The sequence below is a fragment of the Pseudomonas sp. WS 5011 genome, from assembly GCF_012985775.1.
In the GTDB taxonomy this organism is placed as follows: domain Bacteria; phylum Pseudomonadota; class Gammaproteobacteria; order Pseudomonadales; family Pseudomonadaceae; genus Aquipseudomonas; species Aquipseudomonas peli.
Map to the genome: position 1 here is coordinate 297,609 of NZ_JAAQXA010000001.1, position 24,847 is coordinate 322,455.

The 24,847-nt window shown below is 61.2% G+C and carries 19 protein-coding genes; 6 read left to right on the forward strand and 13 right to left on the reverse strand.

Going from position 1 to position 24,847, the window contains the following annotated elements:
- Positions 1–77: 77 nt before the first annotated feature.
- The 11 genes from alaS to HBN63_RS01495 form a co-directional block, all read right to left on the reverse strand.
- A complete protein-coding gene (gene alaS / locus HBN63_RS01445; RefSeq protein WP_170048109.1) occupies positions 78–2,702 on the reverse strand; it encodes an alanine--tRNA ligase in 2,625 nt (874 codons plus the stop codon).
- Between the two features lie 121 nt (positions 2,703–2,823).
- Positions 2,824–3,828: a low-specificity L-threonine aldolase gene (gene ltaE / locus HBN63_RS01450; protein WP_170048110.1), complete on the reverse strand. Its 1,005-nt coding sequence runs from the start codon at positions 3,826–3,828 to the stop codon at positions 2,824–2,826.
- Positions 3,829–4,067: 239 nt separating this feature from the next.
- Positions 4,068–5,078: a succinylglutamate desuccinylase gene (gene astE, locus HBN63_RS01455; protein ID WP_170048111.1), complete on the reverse strand. Its 1,011-nt coding sequence runs from the start codon at positions 5,076–5,078 to the stop codon at positions 4,068–4,070.
- 10 nt (positions 5,079–5,088) lie between these two features.
- Positions 5,089–5,376 (reverse strand): topoisomerase II, encoded by a 288-nt coding sequence (locus tag HBN63_RS01460; RefSeq protein WP_090251796.1) that lies wholly within the window; start codon positions 5,374–5,376, stop codon positions 5,089–5,091.
- Positions 5,377–5,392: 16 nt separating this feature from the next.
- Positions 5,393–6,742, reverse strand: a complete 1,350-nt coding sequence (gene astB, locus HBN63_RS01465; RefSeq protein WP_170048112.1) for an N-succinylarginine dihydrolase — start codon at positions 6,740–6,742, stop codon at positions 5,393–5,395.
- Positions 6,739–8,202: a succinylglutamate-semialdehyde dehydrogenase gene (astD, locus tag HBN63_RS01470; RefSeq protein ID WP_170048113.1), complete on the reverse strand. Its 1,464-nt coding sequence runs from the start codon at positions 8,200–8,202 to the stop codon at positions 6,739–6,741. Before astD ends, astB begins: the two co-directional genes overlap by 4 nt.
- Before the next feature lie 75 nt (positions 8,203–8,277).
- Entirely contained in the window at positions 8,278–9,294 is a 1,017-nt protein-coding gene (gene astA / locus HBN63_RS01475; protein ID WP_160088123.1) for an arginine N-succinyltransferase, read from the reverse strand.
- Positions 9,295–9,305: 11 nt separating this feature from the next.
- A complete protein-coding gene (aruF, locus tag HBN63_RS01480) occupies positions 9,306–10,322 on the reverse strand; it encodes an arginine/ornithine succinyltransferase subunit alpha (protein WP_170048114.1) in 1,017 nt (338 codons plus the stop codon).
- A 174-nt stretch (positions 10,323–10,496) separates the two neighbouring features.
- A complete protein-coding gene (locus HBN63_RS01485; protein WP_170048115.1) occupies positions 10,497–11,732 on the reverse strand; it encodes an aspartate aminotransferase family protein in 1,236 nt (411 codons plus the stop codon).
- 267 nt (positions 11,733–11,999) lie between these two features.
- The gene (locus HBN63_RS01490) at positions 12,000–13,205 is read right to left on the reverse strand and encodes a patatin-like phospholipase family protein (protein ID WP_090251781.1); all 1,206 of its coding nucleotides are present in this window, start codon (positions 13,203–13,205) and stop codon (positions 12,000–12,002) included.
- Positions 13,206–13,318: 113 nt separating this feature from the next.
- The gene (locus tag HBN63_RS01495; protein WP_170048116.1) at positions 13,319–14,245 is read right to left on the reverse strand and encodes a lipid A biosynthesis lauroyl acyltransferase; all 927 of its coding nucleotides are present in this window, start codon (positions 14,243–14,245) and stop codon (positions 13,319–13,321) included.
- Between the two features lie 158 nt (positions 14,246–14,403).
- On the opposite strand from HBN63_RS01495, the gene minC reads away from it, so the two are divergent.
- From minC to HBN63_RS01515, 4 genes are all read left to right on the forward strand, one after another.
- On the forward strand, positions 14,404–15,129 hold the full coding sequence (gene minC, locus HBN63_RS01500; protein WP_160088131.1) for a septum site-determining protein MinC: 726 nt from the start codon (positions 14,404–14,406) through the stop codon (positions 15,127–15,129).
- A 91-nt stretch (positions 15,130–15,220) separates the two neighbouring features.
- Positions 15,221–16,036, forward strand: coding sequence for a septum site-determining protein MinD (gene minD, locus HBN63_RS01505; RefSeq protein WP_090251774.1), 816 nt, complete (start codon positions 15,221–15,223; stop codon positions 16,034–16,036).
- Positions 16,033–16,287, forward strand: coding sequence for a cell division topological specificity factor MinE (gene minE / locus HBN63_RS01510; RefSeq protein WP_025165363.1), 255 nt, complete (start codon positions 16,033–16,035; stop codon positions 16,285–16,287). The genes minD and minE overlap by 4 nt, the downstream gene beginning before the upstream one ends.
- Positions 16,288–16,343: 56 nt before the next feature.
- The gene (locus HBN63_RS01515) at positions 16,344–16,979 is read left to right on the forward strand and encodes an RluA family pseudouridine synthase (protein ID WP_170048117.1); all 636 of its coding nucleotides are present in this window, start codon (positions 16,344–16,346) and stop codon (positions 16,977–16,979) included.
- Between the two features lie 179 nt (positions 16,980–17,158).
- Here the strand turns inward: HBN63_RS01515 and HBN63_RS01520 are convergent, their stop codons facing one another.
- Together HBN63_RS01520 and HBN63_RS01525 are read right to left on the reverse strand one after the other, a co-directional pair.
- On the reverse strand, positions 17,159–18,760 hold the full coding sequence (locus HBN63_RS01520; protein WP_170048118.1) for an ATP-binding protein: 1,602 nt from the start codon (positions 18,758–18,760) through the stop codon (positions 17,159–17,161).
- 10 nt (positions 18,761–18,770) lie between these two features.
- A complete protein-coding gene (locus HBN63_RS01525) occupies positions 18,771–19,493 on the reverse strand; it encodes a response regulator (protein ID WP_090251766.1) in 723 nt (240 codons plus the stop codon).
- Between the two features lie 716 nt (positions 19,494–20,209).
- Here HBN63_RS01525 and HBN63_RS01530 point away from each other — a divergent pair.
- Together HBN63_RS01530 and HBN63_RS01535 are read left to right on the forward strand one after the other, a co-directional pair.
- The gene (locus HBN63_RS01530; RefSeq protein ID WP_170048119.1) at positions 20,210–23,116 is read left to right on the forward strand and encodes a ribonucleoside-diphosphate reductase subunit alpha; all 2,907 of its coding nucleotides are present in this window, start codon (positions 20,210–20,212) and stop codon (positions 23,114–23,116) included.
- Positions 23,117–23,519: 403 nt separating this feature from the next.
- A complete protein-coding gene (locus tag HBN63_RS01535; RefSeq protein WP_090382856.1) occupies positions 23,520–24,770 on the forward strand; it encodes a ribonucleotide-diphosphate reductase subunit beta in 1,251 nt (416 codons plus the stop codon).
- Positions 24,771–24,847: the final 77 nt, after the last annotated feature.

Below are 24,847 nucleotides of genomic sequence, written 5' to 3' on the forward strand. Positions count from 1 at the left end.
ACAGATAACTCAATACCCTGCCAAGGCCCGCCGGGCGTATACCGGGCCTTGCTCTGTAGACTCAAGCAATCCGGTACTTACAGACCTTGCTCAGTAAAAGTAACGGCCAGCGCCAACGCACCATCCAGTGCAGCCGCATCGACACCACCACCCTGGGCCATGTCCGGACGGCCGCCACCTTTACCGCCAACAGCAGCAGCTGCCTGCTTCATCAGCTCGCCGGCCTTCAGCTTGGCGGTCAGATCCTGGGTCACGCCAGCCACCAGCACGACCTTGTCGTCCTGCACGCCACCGAGCAGGATGACAGCACTGCCCAACTTGTTCTTCAACTGGTCGACCATCGCCAGCAGTGCCTTGCCGTCCAGACCGTCGAGACGTGCAGACAGCACCTTGATGCCTTTGACGTCGACCGCCGAGCCGGCCAAGTCGTTACCGGCAGCGCTGGCGGCCTTAGCCTTGAGCTGCTCCAGTTCTTTTTCCAGCTGACGGTTGCGCTCCAGCACACCGGCGAGCTTGTCCAGCAGGTTGTCGCGACTGCCTTTGACCAGCGCTGCGGCTTCTTTCAACTGCTCTTCCGCGCCGTTCAAGTAAGCAAAGGCTGCCACGCCAGTAACCGCTTCAATTCGACGCACGCCAGCCGCCACACCGCTTTCGCTGGTGATCTTGAACAAGCCGATATCGCCAGTGCGCTTGACGTGAGTACCGCCGCACAGCTCAACGGAGAAGTCACCGCCCATGCTCAACACGCGAACCTGATCGCCGTACTTCTCACCGAACAGCGCCATGGCACCCTTGGCCTTGGCGGTTTCGATGTCAGTTTCCAGGGTTTCGACTTCGCTGTTGCCGCGCACTTCGCGGTTGACAATAGTTTCCAGCTCTTTCAGTTGCGCTGGAGTGATCGCCTCAAAGTGGCTGAAGTCAAAACGCAGACGCTGACTGTCGACCAGAGAACCCTTCTGGGTCACGTGCTCGCCCAGCACCTGACGCAGCGCCGCATGCAGCAAGTGGGTAGCCGAATGGTTGAGTGCAGTGGCCTGACGCACGCTGGCGTCCACTTCCGCCTTGACCGAGGTGCCGACGCTCAAGCCGCCTTTGACCGCAACGCCGTGGTGCAGGAATGCGCCGCCAGCCTTGGTGGTATCGCGCACATCGAAACGCACGCCAGCGCCTTCAAGGAAGCCGCAGTCACCCACTTGACCACCGGATTCGGCGTAAAACGGCGTCTGGTCGAGGACCACAACGCCCTCCTCACCTTCGCTCAGGCTGTCGACCGCTTGACCGGCCTTGAACAGCGCAATGATCTTGCCGCTGCCGCTGGTGCCCTGGTAGCCGAGGAACGCGGTGTCACTGTCGACCTTGACCAGGCTGTTGTAGTCCATGCCGAACGCGCTGGCAGAACGAGCGCGCTCGCGCTGCGCCTGCATTTCGCGCTCGAAACCTTCTTCATCCAGAGTCAGTTCGCGCTCACGGGCGATGTCGCCGGTCAGGTCCATCGGGAAGCCGAAGGTGTCGTACAACTTGAAGATCACTTCACCCGGAATCACCGTGCCTTTCAGCTCGGTAAGATCCTGCTCAAGAATCTTCAGGCCCTGCTCCAGGGTCTTGGCAAACTGCTCTTCTTCGGTTTTCAGCACGCGCTCAATGTGCGCTTGCTGTTGTTTCAACTCAGGGAAGGCATCGCCCATCTCGGCCACCAGCGCGGCAACGATCTGATAGAAGAAGCTGCCCTTAGCGCCCAGCTTGTTACCGTGACGGCAGGCGCGACGGATAATGCGGCGCAGCACATAACCACGACCTTCGTTGGAAGGCGTCACACCGTCGGCGATCAGGAAGCCGCACGAACGAATGTGGTCAGCCACCACTTTCAGCGAAGCCTGGGCTTCGTTGGCGCAACCGATGGCCTGGGCCGCGGCGTTGAGCAGGCTTTGGAACAGGTCGATCTCGTAGTTCGAGTTGACGTGCTGCAGTACGGCACTGATGCGCTCCAGGCCCATGCCGGTGTCCACGCTCGGTGCCGGCAGCGGGTGCAATACGCCGTCAGCGGTACGGTTGAACTGCATGAACACGTTGTTCCAGATTTCGATGTAACGATCACCGTCTTCTTCTGGCGAGCCGGGTGGGCCGCCCCAGATGTGATCGCCGTGATCGAAGAAAATCTCGGTGCACGGGCCGCACGGGCCGGTGTCGCCCATGGTCCAGAAGTTGTCGGACGCGTACGGCGCGCCTTTGTTGTCGCCGATACGGATCATCCGCTCGACAGGCACGCCGATTTCCTTGTTCCAGATGTCATAGGCTTCATCGTCCGTCGCGTAGACGGTGACCCAGAGCTTTTCCTTGGGCAGGTTCAGCCAGTTTTCGCCAGTGAGAAATTCCCAGGCGAAGTGAATAGCATCGCGCTTGAAATAGTCGCCAAAGCTGAAGTTGCCGAGCATTTCGAAGAAGGTGTGGTGACGTGCGGTGTAACCGACGTTTTCCAGGTCGTTGTGCTTGCCACCGGCACGCACGCACTTCTGGCTGGTGGCGGCGCGGGTGTAGGCGCGCTTTTCCAGGCCGAGGAAGCAATCCTTGAACTGGTTCATCCCCGCGTTGGTGAACAGCAGGGTCGGGTCATTGCCCGGAATCAGGGAGCTGGAAGCGACACGGGTGTGTCCTTTCTGTTCGAAGAAGCTGAGGAAGGCTTCACGGATTTCTGCGCTTTTCATAGGAATCTTCCAAAAACCAGCGGCCACGACAAAGCCGGCAAAGGGCCGCATTATATCGGGCCTGCGCTAGGGGGCTAGTGCCTTTATTGATAGAGAGCGACTATTCATCGCTCCAAGACAATCAATTCCGGCGAAATTCGGCGAATGCTACGACCACCTGATCGATATCCGCAGTTGAGATATCCAGGTGAGTCACCATGCGTAGCCGCGGCGCAGCAGTGAGTTTGATCCCGCGCTCTGCACAGAAGGCCTTCAACGCACCGGCCTGCTCGCCCACCTGGGCGTAGACCATATTGGTCTGCACCGGCTCCACCACATAACCCAACTCACGCAGGCCTGCGGCCAAGCGCTCAGCGTTGGCGTGGTCCTCGGCCAGGCGCGCCACCTGATGTTGCAGGGCATACAAGCCGGCCGCCGCGAGCATGCCGGCCTGGCGCATACCGCCACCGACCATTTTGCGCAAACGCCGCGCCCTGTTGATCAACTCTACTGAGCCGCACAACACCGAGCCAATCGGTGCGCCGAGACCCTTGGACAAGCACACCGACACCGAATCGAAGTACTGAGTGATCTCCCGCGCCGGCACGCCCAACTTGACTGCTGCGTTATACAGCCGCGCGCCGTCCAGATGTAGGGCCAGACCAAGTCGCGTGGTCAACTCACGCGCGGCCTGCAGATACGCCTGTGGCAGCACTTTGCCCTGCATGGTGTTTTCCAGCGCCAGCAGGCGCGTGCGGGCGAAGTGGAAGTCATCCTGCTTGATTGCTGATTCGACCTTGGCCAGGTCCAGCGATCCATCGGCTTCGCCATCAATGGGCTGCGGCTGGATCGAGCCCAGCACTGCCGCGCCGCCACCTTCGTATTTATAGGTGTGCGCCTGCTGGCCGACGATATATTCGTCGCCGCGCGCGCAATGGGCCATCAGCCCGAGCAGGTTGCTCATGGTGCCGGAGGGCACAAACAGCGCGGCCTCGAAGCCGAGCTCAGCGGCCAGATACTGCTCAAGGCGGTTGACTGTAGGGTCTTCGCCATACACATCATCGCCAAGCTCGGCGGCTTGCATGGCCTCGCGCATACCAGGGGTCGGCTGGGTGACGGTGTCGCTGCGCAGGTCGATAACGGGCATGGCGGGCAGTCCTTAGATGGGGCTAAACCCCGATGCTAAAGCGCGCCCACCGGGCAAACAAGGTACAGATCAGGCGATAAAGCGCAGGACAGATTGCACCAAGAAATCGCCATACGATCTCGCGAGCTAGAGCCATGTAAGGCGAAAGCAGGCAAGGAAGCGGAGTGTACTTTTGTACATGAGCATTCCGAGTCTGTTTTTAACGCAGCAGGGCCGACGCGCAGCAGATCGTAACTGGCTCAAGCCAGTTGGACGTCTTCGGCGGGAATAATCAGGATACCGGCGCGCAGGCCGTTCTTGACCTTGGGATTGGGGAAGATAATCCGTGCGCCCGGCTCATCCACTACCCAGCGGGTATCGGCCAGATCCTCGGCCAGCAGGTAGCCAAGCGGCAGTTCGCTGAAGTTCTCGATATCGGCCGGCAAGTGCAGCTTGAAGGCGTCGCTGTGTTTGATCACTTCACGCGCTACGGCAAACAGCTTGAGTTCGCCTAGATCATCGCTGGCACCTTCGAGCTCGCGGCCTTCGATCAGAGCCTGCAGATGCAGTTCGAGCAGGTCGAGGTTGACCAGCTCGTTCTGCCCAAACGGCCGCGCTTTGCCCAACTCCAGAGTGAAGGCTTCCGCCCCAAGCTGGGTATAGGTGTAGGCGCTGAAAGTGATCGAGCTTTTATTGTGCAGCAGCACCGCCTCAATCCCGGCAGCGCTGAGGCGCGCCAGTTCACGCTGACTGCGCGGGCGGCCTTCCTGAAATGGATAAAGGGCGAACTGCTCGATCTTCGACGCACGAATCGCAGTGTGCAGGTCGTAGTGCAGACGGGTGCGCTCCGGCTTGCTGAAAAAGGCAGCGGCCAGATGCTCCAAATCGCAGGCACGCAACGCTTCGGCACCGGTGTGCTGATCGTGACGGCCATTGAACAGGCGGTTGATGTCCTGCTCGATATAACGCTCGCCGCTGCGCATGGCGGCAGGGTTACCGAACAGAAAGAGAATGCGCGCTCGCGGCTTCAGCTGACTGCGGGCAATGCCCTGCAGCAGACGGTCAAGCAATTCGATCGGTGCGGTTTCATTGCCATGGATGCCAGCTGACAGCAGCAGGTCCAGGCCATTGTCGCTGGCCACCGGCGGCGTTATTTCCAACGCGCCTTCGGCCAGCCAACGCAAACGCGTGCCCTCGGGAGTCAGCTGAATCTTCGCTGCCGGTTCGTGGCCGGCCAGGGTCAGTTCAAGCAGTTTGCCGAGGGCAAGCATGGGCGTTTCCTCAATCGTGGTTGCAGTCAGGGCCGTGCACGTGATCGTCGTCTTCGTCCAGGCCAGCGGCTTCCATTTCCAGCTCCAGGCTGACCAGGTTGGTGGCCAGCGGGCGCAGCAGCAGGTTGGCGTACTCGGCAGCGCCCTCCTCCACGTCCACACCGATCATCAGCTGGTTGTTGCCAACCTGCTGGAACCAGATTTCCTGGCCCTGCCAGATCACGGCAAAACGCGTGCAGGAGGTTTCCAGCTGGGTGCCGTCAGTGTCTTCGAGGATCAGTTGCAGGGCGTCGGACATGGTAATAAGTACTCAATCAAGCTAATTGGAATGGATAAACCGCGCCCAGTTTAAGGATCTGCGTCAGTTCGTCCAAGGCCGCACGGCATTCGTTCAGCAATTGTGGGTCAGCCAGATCGTTTTCGCTCAGGCGATCACGGTAGTGCTTGTCGACCCAAACGTTGAGGCTGTCGTGCAGGGTCGGGGTCATTATCACGCCCTGATTGACCGCTGCCAGCTCGTGCTCCTTGAGCGCCACGCGCAAGCGCAGGCACGCCGGGCCACCGCCGTTCTGCATGCTCTGCTTGAGGTCGAACACCTTGACCTCGCGAATCGGCCCATTACCGCTGGTCAGTTGCTCCAGGTAGCGCCAGACATTGCTATTGTTGCGGCACTCTTCCGGCACGATCAGCAGCATGCCGCCCTCGGCGCGGTTGAGTAGCTGGCTGTTGAACAGGTAGGACTTGACCGCATCCTCCACCGTCACCGCATCACGCGGCACGCACACGGCCTGGAAGTTGCCGCCACGACGGGCGAGCTTCTCACTCAGCTCGGCCAGCACCTTGTCGGTGTCGAGGAAGGCGTCCTGGTGATAGAACAGCACCTCGCCATTGCCCACCGCGATCACGTCGTTGTGGAACACACCCTGATCGATCACCGCCGGCGTTTGCTGGGCGTAGACCACGCCCTCATCGCTCAGACCATGCAGACGGGCAACCGCCTGCGAAGCTTCCAGAGTCTGCCGCGCCGGGTAGCGCTGCGGGGCCGGGAAGCGGCTGTCGAAGGCGCTGCGGCCAAAGACGAAGAACTCCACACCGGAATCGCCGTAGCCTTTGCAGAAGCGCGTGTGGTTGGCCGCGCCCTCATCACCGAACTGACCGACGGCCGGCAGCGCCGCGTGGTGAGCGAAGTGCTGCTCATTGGCGAACATCGCACCGAGCACGCGACTGGTGGTCGGGTGTTCGATCGAGCGGTGGAATTTGCAGTTGAGGTTGGCGGCGGTGAAATGCACGCGACCGTCCGCAGTATCGGCACTCGGGCTGACAGTGCAGGCGTTGGCCGTCCACATACTGGAGGCCGAGCAGCTGGCGACCAGCAGCGGCATGGCGTCTTTCGCGGCCTTCTGGATCACCTGCGCGTCAGTGCCGGTAAAACCCAGGCTGCGCAGCACGGCGACATTCGGGCGTTCCTGCGGGGCCAGCACGCCCTGCTTGAAGCCCATTTCCATCAAGGCCTTCATCTTAGCCAGGCCCTGCTTGGCGGCTTCTTTCGGGTTGGACGCCGCCTGGCTGTTGCTCTGCGAGGCAACGTTGCCGTAAGACAGGCCGCCATAGTTGTGAGTCGGCCCGACCAAGCCATCAAAATTTACTTCGAATGCATTGCTCACAGGCTTACTCCGGGTGTCAGGGTGGCAGGCAGGCTCAGGCTGTCGGATTCCAGCGAGGCCACCGGGTAGGCGCAATAATCGGCTGCGTAATAGGCACTGGCGCGGTGGTTACCAGAGGCGCCCACACCGCCGAATGGCGCGGTGCTGGCGGCACCGGTCAGCTGTTTGTTCCAGTTGACGATACCGGCGCGGCTCTGTAGCCAGAACTGCTCGTAGCGCGCCTTGGAGTCAGATAGTAGGCCAGCGGCCAGGCCGTACTGGGTGTTGTTGGCCTCGGCGATGGCCGCATCGAAATCGGCGTAACGAATTACCTGCAGCAGCGGGCCGAAGAACTCTTCATCCGGACGATTGGCGACCTCAGTCACATCAATGATGCCTGGGGTGAGCAAGGCGGCGCCCTGCAACGGCTGAGTCATCTCCAGCAGCGGTTTGGCGCCCTGGGTCAGCAGGTGCTGCTGCGCCTTGATCAGGTGCTGCGCGGCGGCCAGGGAAATCACCGAGCCCATAAAGGGCGCTGGCTGGGCGTCGAAACTGCCGACCTTGATGCTTGCAGCAACCTCCACCAGACGTTCCAGCAGGCTATCGCCCCAAGCTCCTTGTGGCACCAACAGGCGGCGAGCACAGGTGCAGCGCTGACCAGCGGAGATAAACGCCGACTGGATGATGGTGTACACGGCTGCGTTGAGATCAGCGACCTGATCGACCACCAGCGGGTTATTGCCGCCCATTTCCAGGGCGAGAATCTTGTTAGGGCGACCGGCGAACTGGTTGTGCAGCAGGTTGCCGGTACGGCTGGAGCCAGTGAAGAACAGGCCGTCGATACCGTCATGCGCAGCCAGAGCCACACCGGTATCGCGCGCCCCTTGCACCAGGTTGAGCACACCTGCCGGCAGACCGGCTTCGATCCAGCACTTGACCGTCAGCTCGGCGACTTTCGGGGTCAGCTCGCTGGGCTTGAACACCACGCAGTTACCCGCCAGCAGCGCCGGCACGATATGGCCGTTAGGCAGGTGACCGGGGAAGTTGTACGGGCCAAAAACCGCCACCACGCCATGCGGCTTGTGCCGCAGCACGGCGGTGGCGTCGGCCAGCGGGCCGCTCTTCTCACCGGTGCGCTCGCGGTAGCTCTGGATCGAGATGGCAACCTTGTTGACCATGCTGGTGACTTCGGTGGCGGTTTCCCACAGCGGCTTGCCGGTTTCTTCACCGATGCAGTGGCCCAAGGCGTCGGCATGGCTTTTCAGGGTGGCGGCAAACTGTTCGAGCACGGCGATGCGTTCATCCAGCGAGCGCGAGGCCCAGGCTGGGAATGCAGCACGCGCGGCCTCTACGGCGCTACTAACTTGTGCTGCGCTGGCCGCTTGACCTTGCCAGATGGCTTCCTGGCTGACCGGATTGAGCGATTCCAGGGCTTCACCCTGGCCTGCGTGCCAGGCACCGGCAATGTAATGAGTGCTCATTTTGTTTTATCACTCCCAGCAAGGTATCGACCCGGCCTGCGCCGGATCAGCAAATAGAAACAACGGCGGCCGGCTTTAGCCGCGAGCGGAAACCGCGACGGCACGCACCTGGTCGCCCGCCGACAGCTGCAGTCGCTTGGCGGTTTGCGCGTCGACCACCAGAGTGCCAGCGGCCAAACGCGCCGGTGCGGCAGTAATCCGGCAGGCTTCGCGCTTGCGGTTGTGGATCAGAAACTGCGGCGCGTCATCGCCCGGGGTGCCGACGGCCAGCACCAATACCTGGCTGTCCTGCACGGCGCGAATTTTCGCGGTTTCGGCCTCGATGGCCGGACCGGCGTCGAAGATGTCGACATAGCCCTGGTAGCTGAAACCCTCACCCTTGAGCATGGCCAGCGCCGGCTCGGTGTCCGGGTGGACGCGGCCGATGATGTTGCGGGCGTCCTCGGAGAGGAAGCAGGTATAGAGCGGAAACTTGGGCATCAGCTCGGCGATAAAGGCCTTGTTGCCCACGCCGGTGAGGTAGTCAGCCTGGCTGAACTCCATCTTGAAGAAGTGCCGGCCCAGGCTTTCCCAGAACGGTGAACGGCCCTGTTCATCGGACATGCCGCGCATCTCGGCAATCACCTTGTCGCCGAACAGCTCGCGAAATTCGGCGATAAACAGAAAGCGCGCCTTCGACAACAGCCGGCCATTCAGGCCGCTGCGCTGGTCGCTGCGCAGAAACAGCGAGCACAGCTCGGAGTTGCCGGTCAGGTCGTTGGCCAGGAACAGAGTGGGGATCTGCCGGTGGATGTTCAGCTCTTGCGAGGCGCTGACGGTCAGGCCGACCCGGTAGTTGTACCAAGGCTCGCGCAGGCCAACGGCACCTGCAACAGCCGAGATACCCACCACTTCACCGTTGTCGTCTTCGAGCACGAACAGGTAGTCGGCATCGGCACGCGCGGCTTCACCACGGAAAGTTTTCTCGGCCCAGCCCACGCGGTGCGCCAGACGCTCCTCGTTGGCCGGCAAAGTGGTCAGGCCTGCGCCGGTGCTGCGGGCCAGCTGAAACAGAGCCGGCAGATCGGTGCTGCGGACGGGACGAACGATCATGCGCTAACTCCTTAAACCGCAACCAGGCGTACGCTGACGCCTTCGCCGACGCCCAGGGCCTCGGCGGCCGCAACACTCAGGGTGACCGGCTTACCCGGCACCCAATCCAGCTCCGCGACAATCGCGCGGAAATCCTGCAGCTGACCGTTGCTGACCAGATACGGCCGCCCGCCTTTGCCAGGCTCACCGATACGCACCGGCACCACACGGCTCTGGGCAATCGAGCGAATGCCCGACGTGCGCGCGTGCAGGGTCGGGCCACCGTCGAAAATGTCGATGTAGTGGTCAGTTTCAAAGCCTTCGCGCATCAGAATGTCGAAACTAATCTGCGCCCGTGGATGCACCTGGCCCATGGCTTCCTGCGCCTCATCCGGCAGCAGCGGCACGTAGATCGGGTAATGCGGCATCAACTCAGCGAGGAAAGTGCGGCTCTTCAACCCACACAGGCGTTCAGCCTCGGTGTAATTCATGTCGAAGAAGTTGCGCCCCACGGCATCCCAGAACGGCGAATCACCGACTTCATCGCTGTAGCCAACAATTTCCACCACCACCGCATCAGCAAAGCGCTCCGGGTGATTAGCGAGAAACAGCAAACGACCACGGGAATTAAGTTCCGACCAGGCGGTGTTCACCAGCGGCCGCTCGACGTAGAAGCTGGTCAGCAGACTGTTGCCGGTGAGGTCGTGGCACAGCGAGAGCACGTGGATCTTGTTATGGATCTTCAGCTCGCGGGAGTTGTGCACAAAGGTTTCGTTGCGGAAGCTGTAAAACGGTTCGGAGTAGCCGGCCGAAGCGACAATGCCGGAGCAGCCGACCAGACGACCGCTCTCGCTGTCTTCCAGCACAAAGAAGTAGCTTTCTTCACCGTTGAAGCTGACTTCGGCGGAGAACGAGGCTTCCGAGGCCGCAATCTTTTCGCGCAGACGATCAGCGTCATCCGGCAGTGAAGTCACACCAACCGGGCTGTCCGCGGCGAGACGCTGCACTTCAGTGAGGTCGGCCATTTGCGCGGGGCGCATCACCAGCATGGTGCCACTCCTTTTGATAAAAGCTCCAAGCTGCCCAAACCGGGCGGCCTAGAGAAAACCGCAACCAACGCTGCGGCACACACAGAGACAGGCTTCCTTGCTGTTAGCTCAACCCATCCGTGGGTCGAGCGGGCACAGCCTGATCCACCGTATAACGGCAGGCCAGGCCGGCAATCAGGCTTGGGTCAGCTTGGCCACAGCACGTTCCAAACGCGCCAGACCTTCATCGATATCGGCGTCTTCCACTACCAGGCTCGGGGCGAAACGCACCACGTCGGGGCTGGCCTGCAGCACCATCACGCCTTCCACCGCAGCCGCGTCGAGAATTACTTTGGCCTTGCCCTTCCAGGCATCGGACAGCACCGCACCAATCAGCAGACCGAGGCCGCGTACTTCGCTGAACACGCCGTACTGCTGGCCAATCTGCTCCAGCTTGGTTTTGAAGCGCAGATGCTTGGCCTTCACCCCGTCGAGTACTTCAGGCGTATTGATGGTGTCGATCACCGCCTCGCCCACCGCACAAGCCAGCGGGTTGCCGCCGTAGGTGGTGCCGTGGGTGCCAACGGCCAAGTGTTTGGCCAGTGCTTCGGTGGTCAGCATCGCGCCAATCGGGAAACCACCGCCCAGGCTCTTGGCACTGGAGAGTATGTCCGGAGTCACGCCGTAATGCTGGTAGGCGAACAGCGCGCCACTGCGGCCCATGCCGCTCTGCACTTCGTCAAACACCAGCAGCGCGTTGTGCTGGTCACACAGTTCACGGGCCGCTTGCAGGTAAGCCAGGTCAGCCGGCAGCACGCCGCCCTCACCCTGAATCGGCTCCAGCACCACGGCGCAGGTTTTGTCGGATACCGCGGCTTTCAGCGCGTCGATATCGTTATACGGAATGTGGCTGATGCCCTGGATCTTCGGGCCGAAACCGTCGGAATACTTCGGCTGACCGCCGACGCTGACGGTAAACAGGGTGCGCCCGTGGAAGCTGTTGGTCGCGGCGATGATCTCGCACTTGTCTTCGCCGAACTTATCGAACGCCACGCGACGGGCCAGCTTGAACGCGGCTTCGTTGGCTTCGGCACCAGAGTTACAGAAGAACACCCGATCCGCGAAAGTGGCGTCGATCAGCTTCTTGGCCAGGCGCAGGGCCGGCTCATTGGTGAACACGTTGGATACGTGCCAGAGGTTGCCGGCTTGCTCAGTGAGCGCCTTGACCAGCGCCGGATGAGCGTGACCCAGCACGTTGACGGCAATACCGCCGGCAAAGTCGATCAGCTCGCGACCGCTTTGATCCCATACGCGCGAACCGGCGCCACGTACTGGAATAAAGGCAGCGGGTGCGTAGTTAGGCACCATCACTTGGTCGAAATCGGCGCGTTGTACCGGGTGACGATTCACCGGGTCGTGCTGAACGGACATCTGAGCTCTCCTGACGAGGAACACCTGCATTCAATAGCAGGCGATGTGAAGGATTGTAGGGACTGATCCGGGGCCGGCATTGCCGCCATGCGACAACTTCTTATAGCGCCAACCCGAGGAAATCCGCTGCTTTCGCAAATGCGACAGAAAGCATCGGGAAGGCGCAGTTTAAATGCAGCCACCGGCCTTGGCGCGGTTTTCTCGGCCACGCAGAAAAGGAATTTGGCCGCCCAGGCAGCCGGAATAAAAACAAGAGTGATGGCCTGGCTAGGCGGTTACCGGAATCACTGCCGGTACCGGCGGACTGTCCAGACAGAGAAACTCAATCAAACGGGCTTTCTGCGCCATGGCGTCCTGATAACCCAATTCGATCAGCTCATTGCAGTAACCCGGCTCAAACAACAGGTAACTCAGCACCCCAGCACCGCTGGCCTTGGTCGCCCCCGGGCCACGCAGAAACAGGCGCAACGCCTTGGGCAGTTCATGGCGATGGCGCGCGGCAATCAGGTCCAGCGGCTGGCTGGGGGAAATCACCAGCACATCCACCGGCTTGAGCCCCAGGCCACGCGGGTGATTTTCGGCGGGGATCAGCCGGCCCATCTGGTTAAGCCGCTCAAGCAGCTCGATATCGCTTTCCAGATTGTCAATAAAGGTGCTGTTGAGCATATGCCCACTGATCTGCGCCAGGCTTGGTGGCCGGTTCTGCTGCGACCGCACCACCGGCACCTGAGCCTGTGGCCCAGCCGCCGGATTGCCACTGACCCCGACCACCAGCACCCGCGTCGCCCCCAGGTGCAAGGCCGGACTGATCGGCGCGGACTGGCGCACCGCACCGTCACCGAAGTATTCGCGATTGATTTTCACCGGCGGAAATATCAGCGGAATCGAAGCGCTGGCCAGCAGATGCTCAAGGGCCAGGCGGGTTGGCACACCGACACGCCGATGGCGGAACCAGGGGTCGATAGCGGCACGGCCTTGGTAAAAGGTCACGGCCTGGCCGGTCTCATAACCAAACGCCGTCACCGCCACCGCGCGCAGCTGCCGATGGCGAACGGCGGCGGCAATCCCACTGAAATCCAGCTCACGCCCGAGCAGATCGGCCAGCGGCGCGCTATCGAGCAGCGCCACCGGCACCTGACCACCCAACCCGAGCATGCTGTGGCCAATAAAACGACTGGCCTGGCGCAACACGCCCGGCCAATCGCTGCGGTACACCTGATGGGTATGAAAGCCCTGCCAAACGCTGGTCAGCCGGCGCACCGCTTCAGTGAAGTGCAACGCGCCGCAGGCCAACCCCACCGCATTGATGGCACCGGCCGAAGTACCGACGATAACCGGAAAGGGATTGTGCGCGGCGTTGGGCAGCAAGTCGGCAATCGCCGACAACACCCCAACCTGATAGGCCGCCCGGGCGCCACCGCCGGAAAGGATCAGCCCGGTAACCGGCTGATTGGTTGAAGCAGTGAGCGGCATAGGCTGTTTCCTATTATTTTTCAGCCAGTATAGGAGCCACTCAGGCGCACACGGAACAACCCAACGCCAAGAAACCTCACCTCAGCGCACAACCCGCCAATTGGATGGCGGCCCTAACGCTTCTTCTTATAGAGCTTCGGCTCGCCTTCGGGCCGCGTCTTGAAGCGTCGGTGCGCCCATAGATACTGCTCGGGGCAGGCACTGATCGCCTGCTCGATCCACTGATTGACGCGCAGGCAGTCGGCCTCTTCGCTGTCGGTTGGGAAATCCGCCAACGGCGGATGAATCACCAGGCGATAGCCTTGACCATCGGGCAAACGCTGCTGGGTAAAAGGAATCACCTGCGCACGACCCATACGGGCGAACTTGCTGGTGGCGGTGACGGTGGCCGCCGGCACACCGAACAGCGGCACAAATACACTGCGCTGAGCGCCGTAATCCTGATCAGGCGCATACCAGACCACCCCGCCGGCACGCAGCAGCTTGAGCATGCCGCGCACGTCATCACGACCAATCACCCCAAGCAGGCGCTGCTCGCGGCCTCGACGCTGCACGTAGTCAAACAGCGGATTCTTGTGCGGGCGGTACATGCCGTACATGTTCTGCGCCATGCCAAGCAGGCCGCCGCCCATTTCCAGGGTGGTGAAATGCAGCGCCATGAGGATTACGCCCTGACCGTCGGCTTCGGCCTGGCGAAGATGCTCCAAGCCCTCAATAGTGCCCAAGCGACGCAGGCGCTCAGCGGGCCACCACCAAGCAATGGCCATTTCAAAAAAGGTGATGCCGGTGGAAGCAAAGTTTTCCTTTAACAGCGCCTCGCGCTCGGCGGCGGACATCTGCGGGAAGCACAGCCCCAGGTTGCGCGCGGCAATCTTGCGCCGCGAACTGGCCAGGCGGTACATCACACCGCCCAAGCAACGCCCCAGCCGCAGCAGCACCGTGTAAGGCAGCTGGGCAATCAGCCACAACAGACCCAGGCCTAGCCATAGGGGCCAGAAGCGGGGATGCAGGAAATAAGCGCGAAATACAGGGCGATCCATAACACAGGTCCGAGGCACGCAATAAAGCGCGGCATTCTATCAGGAGTTTGTCCGGCGCCTGGTTTCGCGGCGCGCAACTTGCGAGCGCGCGGCGTTATCGCTATAAGTCCGGCTTACTTTTCCCCCAGTTTCTAAACAAGGGCCGTATCAGGCAGACCATGAGCCAAGCTGATCTCCTCGCGCAAGACCCCGTATTCCAGCTTAAAGGCAGCATGCTGGCCATCACCGTGATGGAGCTGGCGCACAATGACCTCGCCCGCCTCGACCAGCAGCTCAGCGAAAAAGTCGCCCAAGCCCCGGCCTTCTTCAGCAACACCCCGTTGGTGCTGGCCCTGGACAAGCTGCCCGAGGGCGAAGGCATGCTCGACCTGGCGGAGCTGATGGCAGTCTGCCGCAAGCACGGCCTGCGCACGTTGGCCATCCGCGCCAACCGAGAGGCCGATATCGCCGCCGCCGAAGCGCTGGATTTACCCGTGCTGCCGCCCTCCGGCGCACGCGAACGGTTGATTGATCTGGCCCCGCCAAAACCGGAAAAGCCCGCTGAACCCGAATTCAAACCCAGCAAGATCATCACCAGCCCGGTACGCGGCGGCCAACAGGTGTACGCCCAGGGCGGCGACCTGATCGTCCTGGCACCGGTCAGCGCCGGTGCGGAACTTCTCGCCGATGGCAACATCCATGTGTACGCCCCGATGCGCGGCCGAGCACTGGCCGGGATCAAGGGCAATCTCAAGGCGCGGATTTTTTGCCAGCAGATGGGCGCCGAGCTGCTGTCCATCGCCGGCCAGTACAAGGTGGCCGAAGACTTGCGCCGCGACCCGCTCTGGGGCGAAGCGGTGCATGTCAGCCTGTCGGGTGACGTGTTGAACATCACCCGCCTTTAACGGATACTGCCGCCACTTTTCAAACAGGGCAGCCGGACGCCTGAATAGGCCACGGAACCTGCGTTTTCTCTACACTTTAGGGTGAATCACCTTGGCCAAGATCCTCGTTGTTACGTCCGGCAAAGGTGGCGTCGGTAAAACCACCACCAGCGCTGCCATCGGTACCGGTCTCGCCCTGCGCGGGCACAAGACTGTCATCGTCGATTTCGACGTCGGCCTGCGTAACCTTGACCTGATCATGGGCTGCGAACGCCGCGTGGTGTACGACTTCGTCAACGTTGTGAACGGCGAAGCGACCCTTACCCAAGCCCTGATCAAAGACAAGCGCCTGGAAAATCTCTACGTGCTGGCCGCCAGCCAGACCCGTGACAAAGACGCCCTGACCCAGGAAGGCGTTGAAAAAATCATCAACGAACTGCGCGAAAACTTCGAATACGTGGTCTGCGATTCGCCGGCCGGTATCGAAAAAGGCGCGCACCTGGCCATGTACTTCGCCGATGAAGCGATTGTCGTGACCAACCCGGAAGTCTCCTCGGTACGTGACTCCGACCGCATGCTCGGCCTGCTGGCCAGCAAATCGCGCCGCGCCGAGAAAGGCGAAGAGCCGATCAAGGAACACCTGCTGCTGACCCGCTACAACCCTGAGCGCGTGGTCAAAGGCGAAATGCTGGGCGTGGAAGACGTCGAAGAAATCCTCGCCATCCGCCTGCTCGGCGTGATCCCGGAATCGCAAGCCGTGCTCAAGGCCTCGAACCAGGGCGTGCCGGTGATCCTCGATGACCAGAGCGATGCAGGCCAGGCTTACAGCGACGCGGTTGACCGCCTGCTGGGCAAGGAAGTGGCACATCGGTTCCTCGATGTGCAAAAGAAGGGATTCATGCAACGCCTGTTTGGAGGTCGTGAATGAACATTTTTGACTTCTTTCGTGAACGCAAAAAAGAAACCACCGCGTCCATTGCGAAAGAGCGTCTGCAAATCATCGTCGCCCACGAGCGCGGCCAGCGCAGCCAGCCGGACTACCTGCCGGCCCTGCAGCAAGAACTGGTCGAGGTGATTCGCAAGTACGTCAATATCGACTCGGATCAAGTACAGGTTGCACTGGAAAACCAGGGCAGCTGTTCCATTCTGGAACTCAACATCACGCTCCCCGACCGTTAATTGGTTGAGAGCATGCAACGGCGGCCCAGGCCGCCGTTTCTATTTGTGGAAAACCCATGCCGCTGTCGAATGTCGAAATTCTCCACCAGGATGCCGCCCTGCTGGTGATCAACAAGCCCACCCTGCTGCTCTCGGTACCCGGCCGCGCCGAGGACAACCGCGATTGCCTGGTCACCCGCCTGCAGGAAAACGGTTACCCGGAAGCGCGTATCGTCCATCGCCTGGACTGGGAAACCTCGGGGATTATCGTCCTGGCGCGCGACGCCGACAGCCATCGCGAGCTGTCCCGGCAGTTCCATGACCGCGAAACCGAAAAGGCCTATACCGCACTGTGCTGGGGCCAGCCGGAACTGGACAGCGGCAGCATCGACCTGCCACTGCGCTACGACCCGCCGACCAAGCCGCGCCACGTGGTCGACTTTGATCAAGGAAAACACGCGCTGACCTACTGGAAAGTGCTGGAACGCCACGCTGAACATTGCCGCGTCGAGCTAACGCCGATCACCGGCCGTTCGCACCAGCTGCGCGTACATATGCTGTCGATCGGCCACCCGCTGCTGGGTGACGGCCTGTATGCCCACGAACAAGCCCTGGCCGCTTACCCGCGTCTGTGCCTGCACGCCAGCATGCTCAGCCTGACGCACCCACAAACGGGCGAGCGCATGCGCTTCGAGTGTCCCGCGCCGTTCTGACGCGCCAAGCACCGCATCAAAAACAAGCGCCCAGCGCTTAGAACTTATTCAAGATCTCGCGAGCTAGAGCCCTGCAAGGCAAAAACAGGCGAGGAAGCGGAGTGTACTTTTGTACATGAGCATTCCGAGCCGGTTTTTAACGCAGCAGGGCCGACGCGCAGCAGATCGTCGACGGACTCTCAGCCCTGCTTGCGCGGCCAGATCAAACTAAAACAGGCCCCACCCAGTTCTTCGCTGCGGCTGATCTGCGCACGACCGCCGTGCCAGTAGGTGATCCGCCGCACGATGGACAGGCCCAGGCCATGCCCACCCGAGGCGCGGGTGCGGCTGTCGTCCAGGCGCAGGAATGGCGTAAAGATGTGTTCCCAGGCCTCTTCCGGTACGCCCGGGCCGTCATCTTCGACATCCAGGCGACAACGCTGCTGACCCACGTGATAACTGACGCGCACCCGCGATTCGGCATGGCGCATGGCATTACTCACCAGGTTCTGCAGGGCGCGGTGCAGGTAGCGCAACTCGGCTTCAACCTGCGCCCCGCTGCCATCCAGCGCATCACGTGATGGACCGTGCTCGACGCGCACGCTGGCGCGCAGCGGCGCCAGCTCGGTGATCACCTGATCAATCAGTTCGTTCAAATCGACCGGCTGGAAGTTCAGCGCCGGCGCGCCCTGCTCCAGGCGCGCGTAGGTGAGCATCTCGTCGACCAGCTTGTCGAGGTCCTGGATATCGCTGTCCATGCCCTCCATGTATTTGCGTCGCGCCGTATCGGTTTCCGCGTCGCCGATCATCTCCAAGCCAAAGCGCAGCCGCGCCACCGGCGTGCGCAGCTCATGGGACACCGCACGGACCATTTCACGCTGAATGCTCAGGGAGCGCTGCAGGTGCTCGGCCATGGCGTTAAAAGCTGCCGCCAGACGCCCCACCGAATCACTGCCTCGGGTTGGCACACGGGCATCCAAACGGCCACTGGCGATGCGTGTAGCCGCGCCCTCCAGATCACTCAGGCGCTGCTCCAGCGGCCGCACCAGCAGGTAAACCATCAGCCCGATCAGGCTCAGGCCCAGCGCGCCGATCAGCACCAGCCATTGCGCCGGATACGGGTTCATCTGATACAGCGGGCCGATTTCCAGCACCCAGGGCGTGTCGACGATGCCGGAGAACACATGAATGCTGTCACCGCCTCGGCCCAGGGCCATCACCGTATCGCCTTCATCCACGCGGCGGCGCTGGTCAGGGTCGAGGTCGGCTTGATCGAGGCGCACCAGGCGCAGGTCAAAACCGAACTGTTTGTCCTGTTTCAACGCGGCCAGCCGTCGCGGCTGCTCATCCCAGGGGTAGCGCACCAGCTCGTCGATCAACAGAAAGCTGGTGGCACGCGCGAGCTGCTCACTGACCTGCTGCACGTCGGCAATCAGCAGCAGCGGCTTCCCATCGAGCTGGCTGAAGATGCGCGCTTCATGCGGGCCGGTCTGGTGCACCACCACCTGACCACGGCGCAGGCTATTGCGCGCGCCGCTGTCCAGCCCGGCACCCTCCAGCGCCTCGATGCGCAGTGGAATGCCGAGCAAACGCCCCCACACCGTCACGGCGCGACGCCGCTCGATGTCGACCATCGGCGCGAGGTTATCGGCCATCAGGCGGAAGGTGCCCTGCGCCAGGCGCTCACGGTATTGATCGACCCGCACTTCGTTCAGCAGCTGCAATGCACCGACGCCGAGCAGCGCAACGAGCACCAGCACCGCGAGCATGCCGCCATAAATACGCAGGAAGATTGAGTTCATGCCAGCGACTTCATGTCAGTGCTTCAGCCGCTTCGGCCACAAACAGATAGCCCTTGCTGCGCACGGTCTTGATCAGCCGTGGGTGCATGGGGTCGTCGCCGATTTTCGGGCGAATGCGTGAAATACGCACGTCGATGGAGCGGTCCTGGCCGTCGTATTCGATGCCGCGCAGGGCGTTGAAGATTTCCTCGCGTGAGAGAATCCGTCCGGCGTTGGAGGTCAATAACCACAGCAGGTCGAACTCGGCACTGGTCAATTCGATGCTCTGCTCACCCAGCCACGCTTCACGCATGGCGCTGTCGATCACCAGCGGGCCGAACTGCAAGCGCCGGCGCTCGCTCGGCGCTTGCACCTCACTGCCTTCATGACGGCGCAACAGCGCGCGGATACGCGCCAGCAGCACGCGCGGGCGCACCGGTTTGCAGACGTAATCATCGGCGCCCATTTCCAGGCCCAGCACCTGATCCATGTCGTCGGTACGCGCGGTCAGCATCAGGATCGGCCCGTCGTATTGCCCACGGACCTTGCGGCAGATCGACAAGCCATCTTCGCCCGGCAACATCAGGTCGAGAATCACCAGGTCAGGCTGCTCTTGCAGAATGCGCGCAGCGGCCTTCGCACCATCCATCTCGATGGCGACATTCAGGCCATTGCCCTGCAGGTACTCACGGGTCAACTCGGCCAGGCGCTGGTCGTCTTCGACAATAAGAATGTGCCACGACTGCTGCTCCACAACGGACTCCTGCCAACACGGAAACGGCCGGCATTGTATCAATGCCCCGAGCACTGCATAGCGCATGCCACATTTCTGTAAAAACACTAGATGTAGTATCACGCTGAGAGATAGGCCACGTCTGGGCAACCGGCAGAAATAGGCCAATCAACACCGACGAACGGTACACCCCAGCAAGCATGCGGGCTTGCCGTCGATCGCGCGGTTTAACCCACAATTCACCCACAACTTATCCACAGGTTGTTCTTGCTCTCTCGCCTTGCAATACCCCAGATAGCGCATTATCTTGTATGCCAATCGCGCGACACCCACCACATGTTGGGTTTAGCTTGGCAACCGGATACAAAAAGAATGACTCGCACACGGCCTGATCCCAGCCCGTCACCGGTCGCCTGAAAGACCTTTGCAGTACGCCTGCTCTACCGCAGCAGGCCACCCTTCAGTGCAGCGCTTGGCGCGCCTGAAAATGAATAAAGCGGCGACCGCACACGCGGTTGCACCACTAGATGTAGTAGTTGAGGCGCCAAAAGCGCCTTGACGTGTGACTCTTGAGCCAGGAAGGCGCTTTAGTCGTACCTTCCCTGCCCAATTTGCAAGTCCCCATGTGCCCGGCCTCTGGCTGCGCCCATGGCATTGTTGAAATGGAATGAATGGCAGTAGCCACAGTGATCGACGGCAAAGCGTCTAACTAATAAATACAGAACATGGAGACTTTCATGCACACCGACACCTCCCGCGAGAACCCGCAGGCCAATGCGCCGCAGGCTAACGATGACAACCAGAGCCTGAGCGCCACCGCGCCGGGTCAACTGCGTGTGATCAAGCGTAACGGCACCGTGGTGCCCTACACCGATGACAAGATCACCGTTGCCATCACCAAGGCCTTTCTCGCTGTTGAAGGCGGCACTGCAGCCGCCTCGTCGCGTATCCATGAAACCGTGGCGCGTCTGACCGAGCAGGTCACCGCTACCTTCAAGCGCCGCATGCCGTCCGGCGGCACCATCCACATCGAAGAAATCCAGGACCAGGTTGAACTGGCCCTGATGCGTTCCGGCGAGCAGAAAGTCGCCCGCGACTACGTGATCTACCGTGAATCGCGCAGCCAGGCGCGCAAGACCGGCGCCGCTGATATTGCCGAGCCGCACCCAAGCATTCGCGTTACCCACCTCGACGGCACCGTTGCGCCGCTGGACATGGGCCGCCTCAACACCATCGTCACCGAAGCCTGCGAAGGCCTGGCAGAAGTCGACGGCGCGCTGATCCAGAAAGAAACCCTGAAGAACCTCTACGACGGCGTAGCGCAAAGCGACGTCAGCACCGCACTGGTGATGACCGCACGCACCCTGGTTGAGCGTGAGCCGAACTACAGCTACGTCACCGCGCGCCTGCTGATGGACAACATCCGCGCCGAAGGCCTGGGCTTCCTCGGTGTCGCCACCAGCGCCACACACCACGAAATGAGCGAGCTGTACGCCAAGGCCCTGCCGGCTTACATCGCCAAGGGTATCGAGTTCGAACTGCTCAACCCGGTGCTGGCCAGCTTCGACCTGGAAAAACTCGGCAAAGCGATCAACCACGAGCGTGACCAGCAGTTCACCTACCTGGGCCTGCAGACCCTTTACGACCGCTACTTCATTCACAAGGACGGCACCCGCTTCGAACTGCCGCAAGTGTTCTTCATGCGCGTGGCCATGGGCCTGGCGATTGAAGAGAAGCAGAAAGAAGACCGCGCCATCGAGTTCTACAACCTGTTGTCGTCCTTCGACTACATGGCCTCGACGCCGACCCTGTTCAACGCCGGCACCCTGCGTCCGCAGCTGTCGTCGTGCTACCTGACCACCGTACCCGACGACTTGGGCGGCATCTACGACGCCATCCGCGACAACGCCCTGCTGTCCAAATTTGCCGGCGGCCTAGGCAACGACTGGACCCCAGTACGTGCGCTGGGTGCCTACATCAAAGGCACCAACGGCAAGTCGCAAGGCGTGGTGCCGTTCCTCAAAGTGGTCAACGACACCGCTGTTGCAGTTAACCAGGGCGGCAAGCGCAAAGGCGCGGTCTGCGCCTACCTGGAAACCTGGCACATGGACATCGAAGAGTTCATCGAGCTGCGCAAAAACACCGGTGACGACCGTCGCCGCACCCACGACATGAACACCGCCAACTGGATCCCGGACCTGTTCATGAAGCGCGTATTCGATGACGGCCAGTGGACCCTGTTTAGCCCGTCCGAAGTGCCAGACCTGCACGACCTGACCGGCAAAGCCTTCGAAGAGCGCTACGAGTACTACGAAGCCCTGACCCAGTACGGCGGCAAGATCAAGCTGTTCAAGACCATCCAGGCCAAAGACCTGTGGCGCAAGATGCTCAGCATGCTGTTCGAAACCGGCCACCCATGGCTGACCTTCAAGGACCCATGCAACCTGCGCAGCCCGCAGCAGCACGTGGGCGTGGTACACAGCTCGAACCTGTGCACCGAGATCACCCTGAACACCAACGCCGACGAAATCGCCGTGTGCAACCTGGGTTCCGTGAACCTGCCAAACCACATCGTCGACGGCAAGCTGGACACCGCCAAGCTGGAAAAGACCATCAAGGTCGCCGTGCGCATGCTCGATAACGTTATCGACATCAACTACTACTCGGTACCGCAGGCGCGTAACTCCAACTTCAAGCACCGCCCAGTTGGCCTCGGCATCATGGGCTTCCAGGACGCCCTGTACCTGCAGCACATTCCGTACGGCTCCGACGCCGCGGTGGAATTTGCCGACAAGTCGATGGAAGCGGTCAGCTACTACGCCATCCAGGCCTCCTGTGACCTGGCCGACGAGCGCGGCGCCTACTCCACCTTCGACGGTTCGCTGTGGAGCAAAGGCATCCTGCCGCTCGATTCGCAGCAAATCCTGATCGAGCAGCGCGGCCAGAAGTACATCGACGTTGACCTGACCGAGTCCCTGGACTGGGCGCCGGTACGCGCCCGTGTGCAGAAAGGCATTCGTAACTCCAACATCATGGCCATCGCACCGACCGCTACCATCGCCAACATCACCGGCGTATCGCAGTCGATCGAACCGACCTACCAGAACCTCTATGTGAAATCGAACCTCTCGGGCGAATTCACCGTGATCAACCCGTACCTGGTTCGCGACCTCAAAGCCCGCGGCCTGTGGGACTCGGTGATGATCAACGACCTCAAGTACTACGACGGTTCCGTGCAGCAGATCGAGCGCATCCCGCAAGAGCTGAAAGACCTGTACGCCACCGCGTTTGAAGTCGACACCAAGTGGATCGTTGACGCCGCCAGCCGTCGCCAGAAGTGGATCGACCAGGCGCAGTCGCTGAACCTGTACATCGCCGGTGCATCGGGCAAGAAGCTCGACGTGACCTACCGCATGGCTTGGTACCGTGGCCTGAAAACCACCTACTACCTCCGTGCCCTGGCCGCGACCAGCACCGAGAAGTCCACCATCAACACCGGCAAGCTGAACGCCGTGTCCAGTGGTGGCAGCGAAGGCCTGAGCGCAGCACCGGCCAAGGCCCCGGAAGTGGAAATGAGCGCAGGCCCAGCGCCAGTACCAAAGGCCTGTGCGATCGATGAACCAGACTGCGAAGCCTGCCAGTAAGGTGTTCGGCAGCGCGCGGATCTGAGCGGCATTCGCGGCGTTACCTGCCGGAGCGGCCCCCATCACGTACATGCGTACGCTCAGGGGCTCCACTCCAGCAGGTGCCTTGCGACTACTCGCTCAGCTACACGCTTGAACGTCGAGCAAAAGTAAAAGCAACACACGGTCAGTCCCCTCGCCCGCTTGCGGGAGAGGGTTAGGGAGAGGGCAAAAGCTCTCCCACTTATTACCAACCTCCGCCCTACCCGGCGTGGGCTTCGGGGCAACGGCCAGTCATTAGAGCCACCCCGACCAGCGGTACCCGTTTTACCCTTGCGCGCGATACGCAACGGAACATAATCAGAAATATCTGTATATCCATACAGGCCGGTTATTTCACCGGCCCGCAAGCAGGAGCCAAGCCATGCTGAGCTGGGATGAATTTGACAAGGAAGACGGCGCCGACGCCGTTGTAGCCAATAAAGCCTCTGCCCAACTGGCAGACATGAGCATCGACAAACTCGACCAGGTGGGCGGTGCTGCCGCCGTTGAAGCCCGCGCCGTGGCCGCTGACGACAGCGACGCCGTGGCCCGCGCCAAAGCCTCGCTCGACCAACTCGACATCGCCGAAGGCCTGGCCGAGCTGGAAGGCACCGCCGCGCGCGTAGCCGTCGACGAAAAACGCATGATCAACTGCCGCGCCGACCTCAACCAGCTCGTACCTTTCAAGTACGACTGGGCCTGGCAGAAGTATCTGGATGGTTGCGCCAACCACTGGATGCCGCAGGAAGTGAACATGAACGCGGACATCGCGTTGTGGAAAACTCCGGACGGCCTGACCGACGACGAGCGCCGCATCGTTATGCGCAACCTCGGCTTCTTCTCCACCGCCGACAGCCTGGTTGCCAACAACCTGGCCCTGGCCGTGTACCGCCTGATCACCAACCCGGAGTGCCGCCAGTACATCCTGCGCCAGACCTTCGAAGAGGCAATCCACACCCACGCCTATCAGTACTGCATCGAATCGCTGGGCATGGATGAAGGCGCGATCTTCAACATGTACCACGAGATTCCATCGGTCGCGAAGAAAGCCAGCTGGGGCCTCAAGTACACCCGTTCGATCTCCGACCCGACCTTCAACACCGGCACGGTCGAGACCGACAAAGAACTGCTGCGCAACCTGATCGCCTACTACTGCGTACTGGAAGGCATCTTCTTCTATTGCGGCTTCACCCAGATCCTCTCCATGGGTCGCCGCAACAAGATGACCGGCGTGGCCGAGCAGTTCCAATACATCCTGCGTGACGAGTCCATGCACTTGAACTTCGGTATCGACGTGATCAACCAGATCAAGATCGAAAACCCACACCTGTGGGATGCCCAGCTCAAAGACGAAGCCACCCAGATGATCCTCCAGGGCACCCAACTGGAAATCGAATACGCACGCGACACCATGCCGCGCGGCGTACTGGGCATGAACGCCGCGATGATGGAGGACTACCTCAAATTTATCGCCAACCGTCGTCTGACCCAGATTGGTTTGAAGGAAGAGTACCCAGGTACCACTAACCCGTTCCCATGGATGTCGGAAATCATGGACCTGAAGAAGGAGAAGAACTTCTTCGAGACGCGGGTTATTGAGTATCAGACGGGTGGGGCGTTGAGCTGGGATTGATTCCCAGCCACTCACTGAAGAGTTAAGAGCGCTTTACCTGAAATGGATGTTTGGGGTGGCGAAAAAACTAAAAGCCC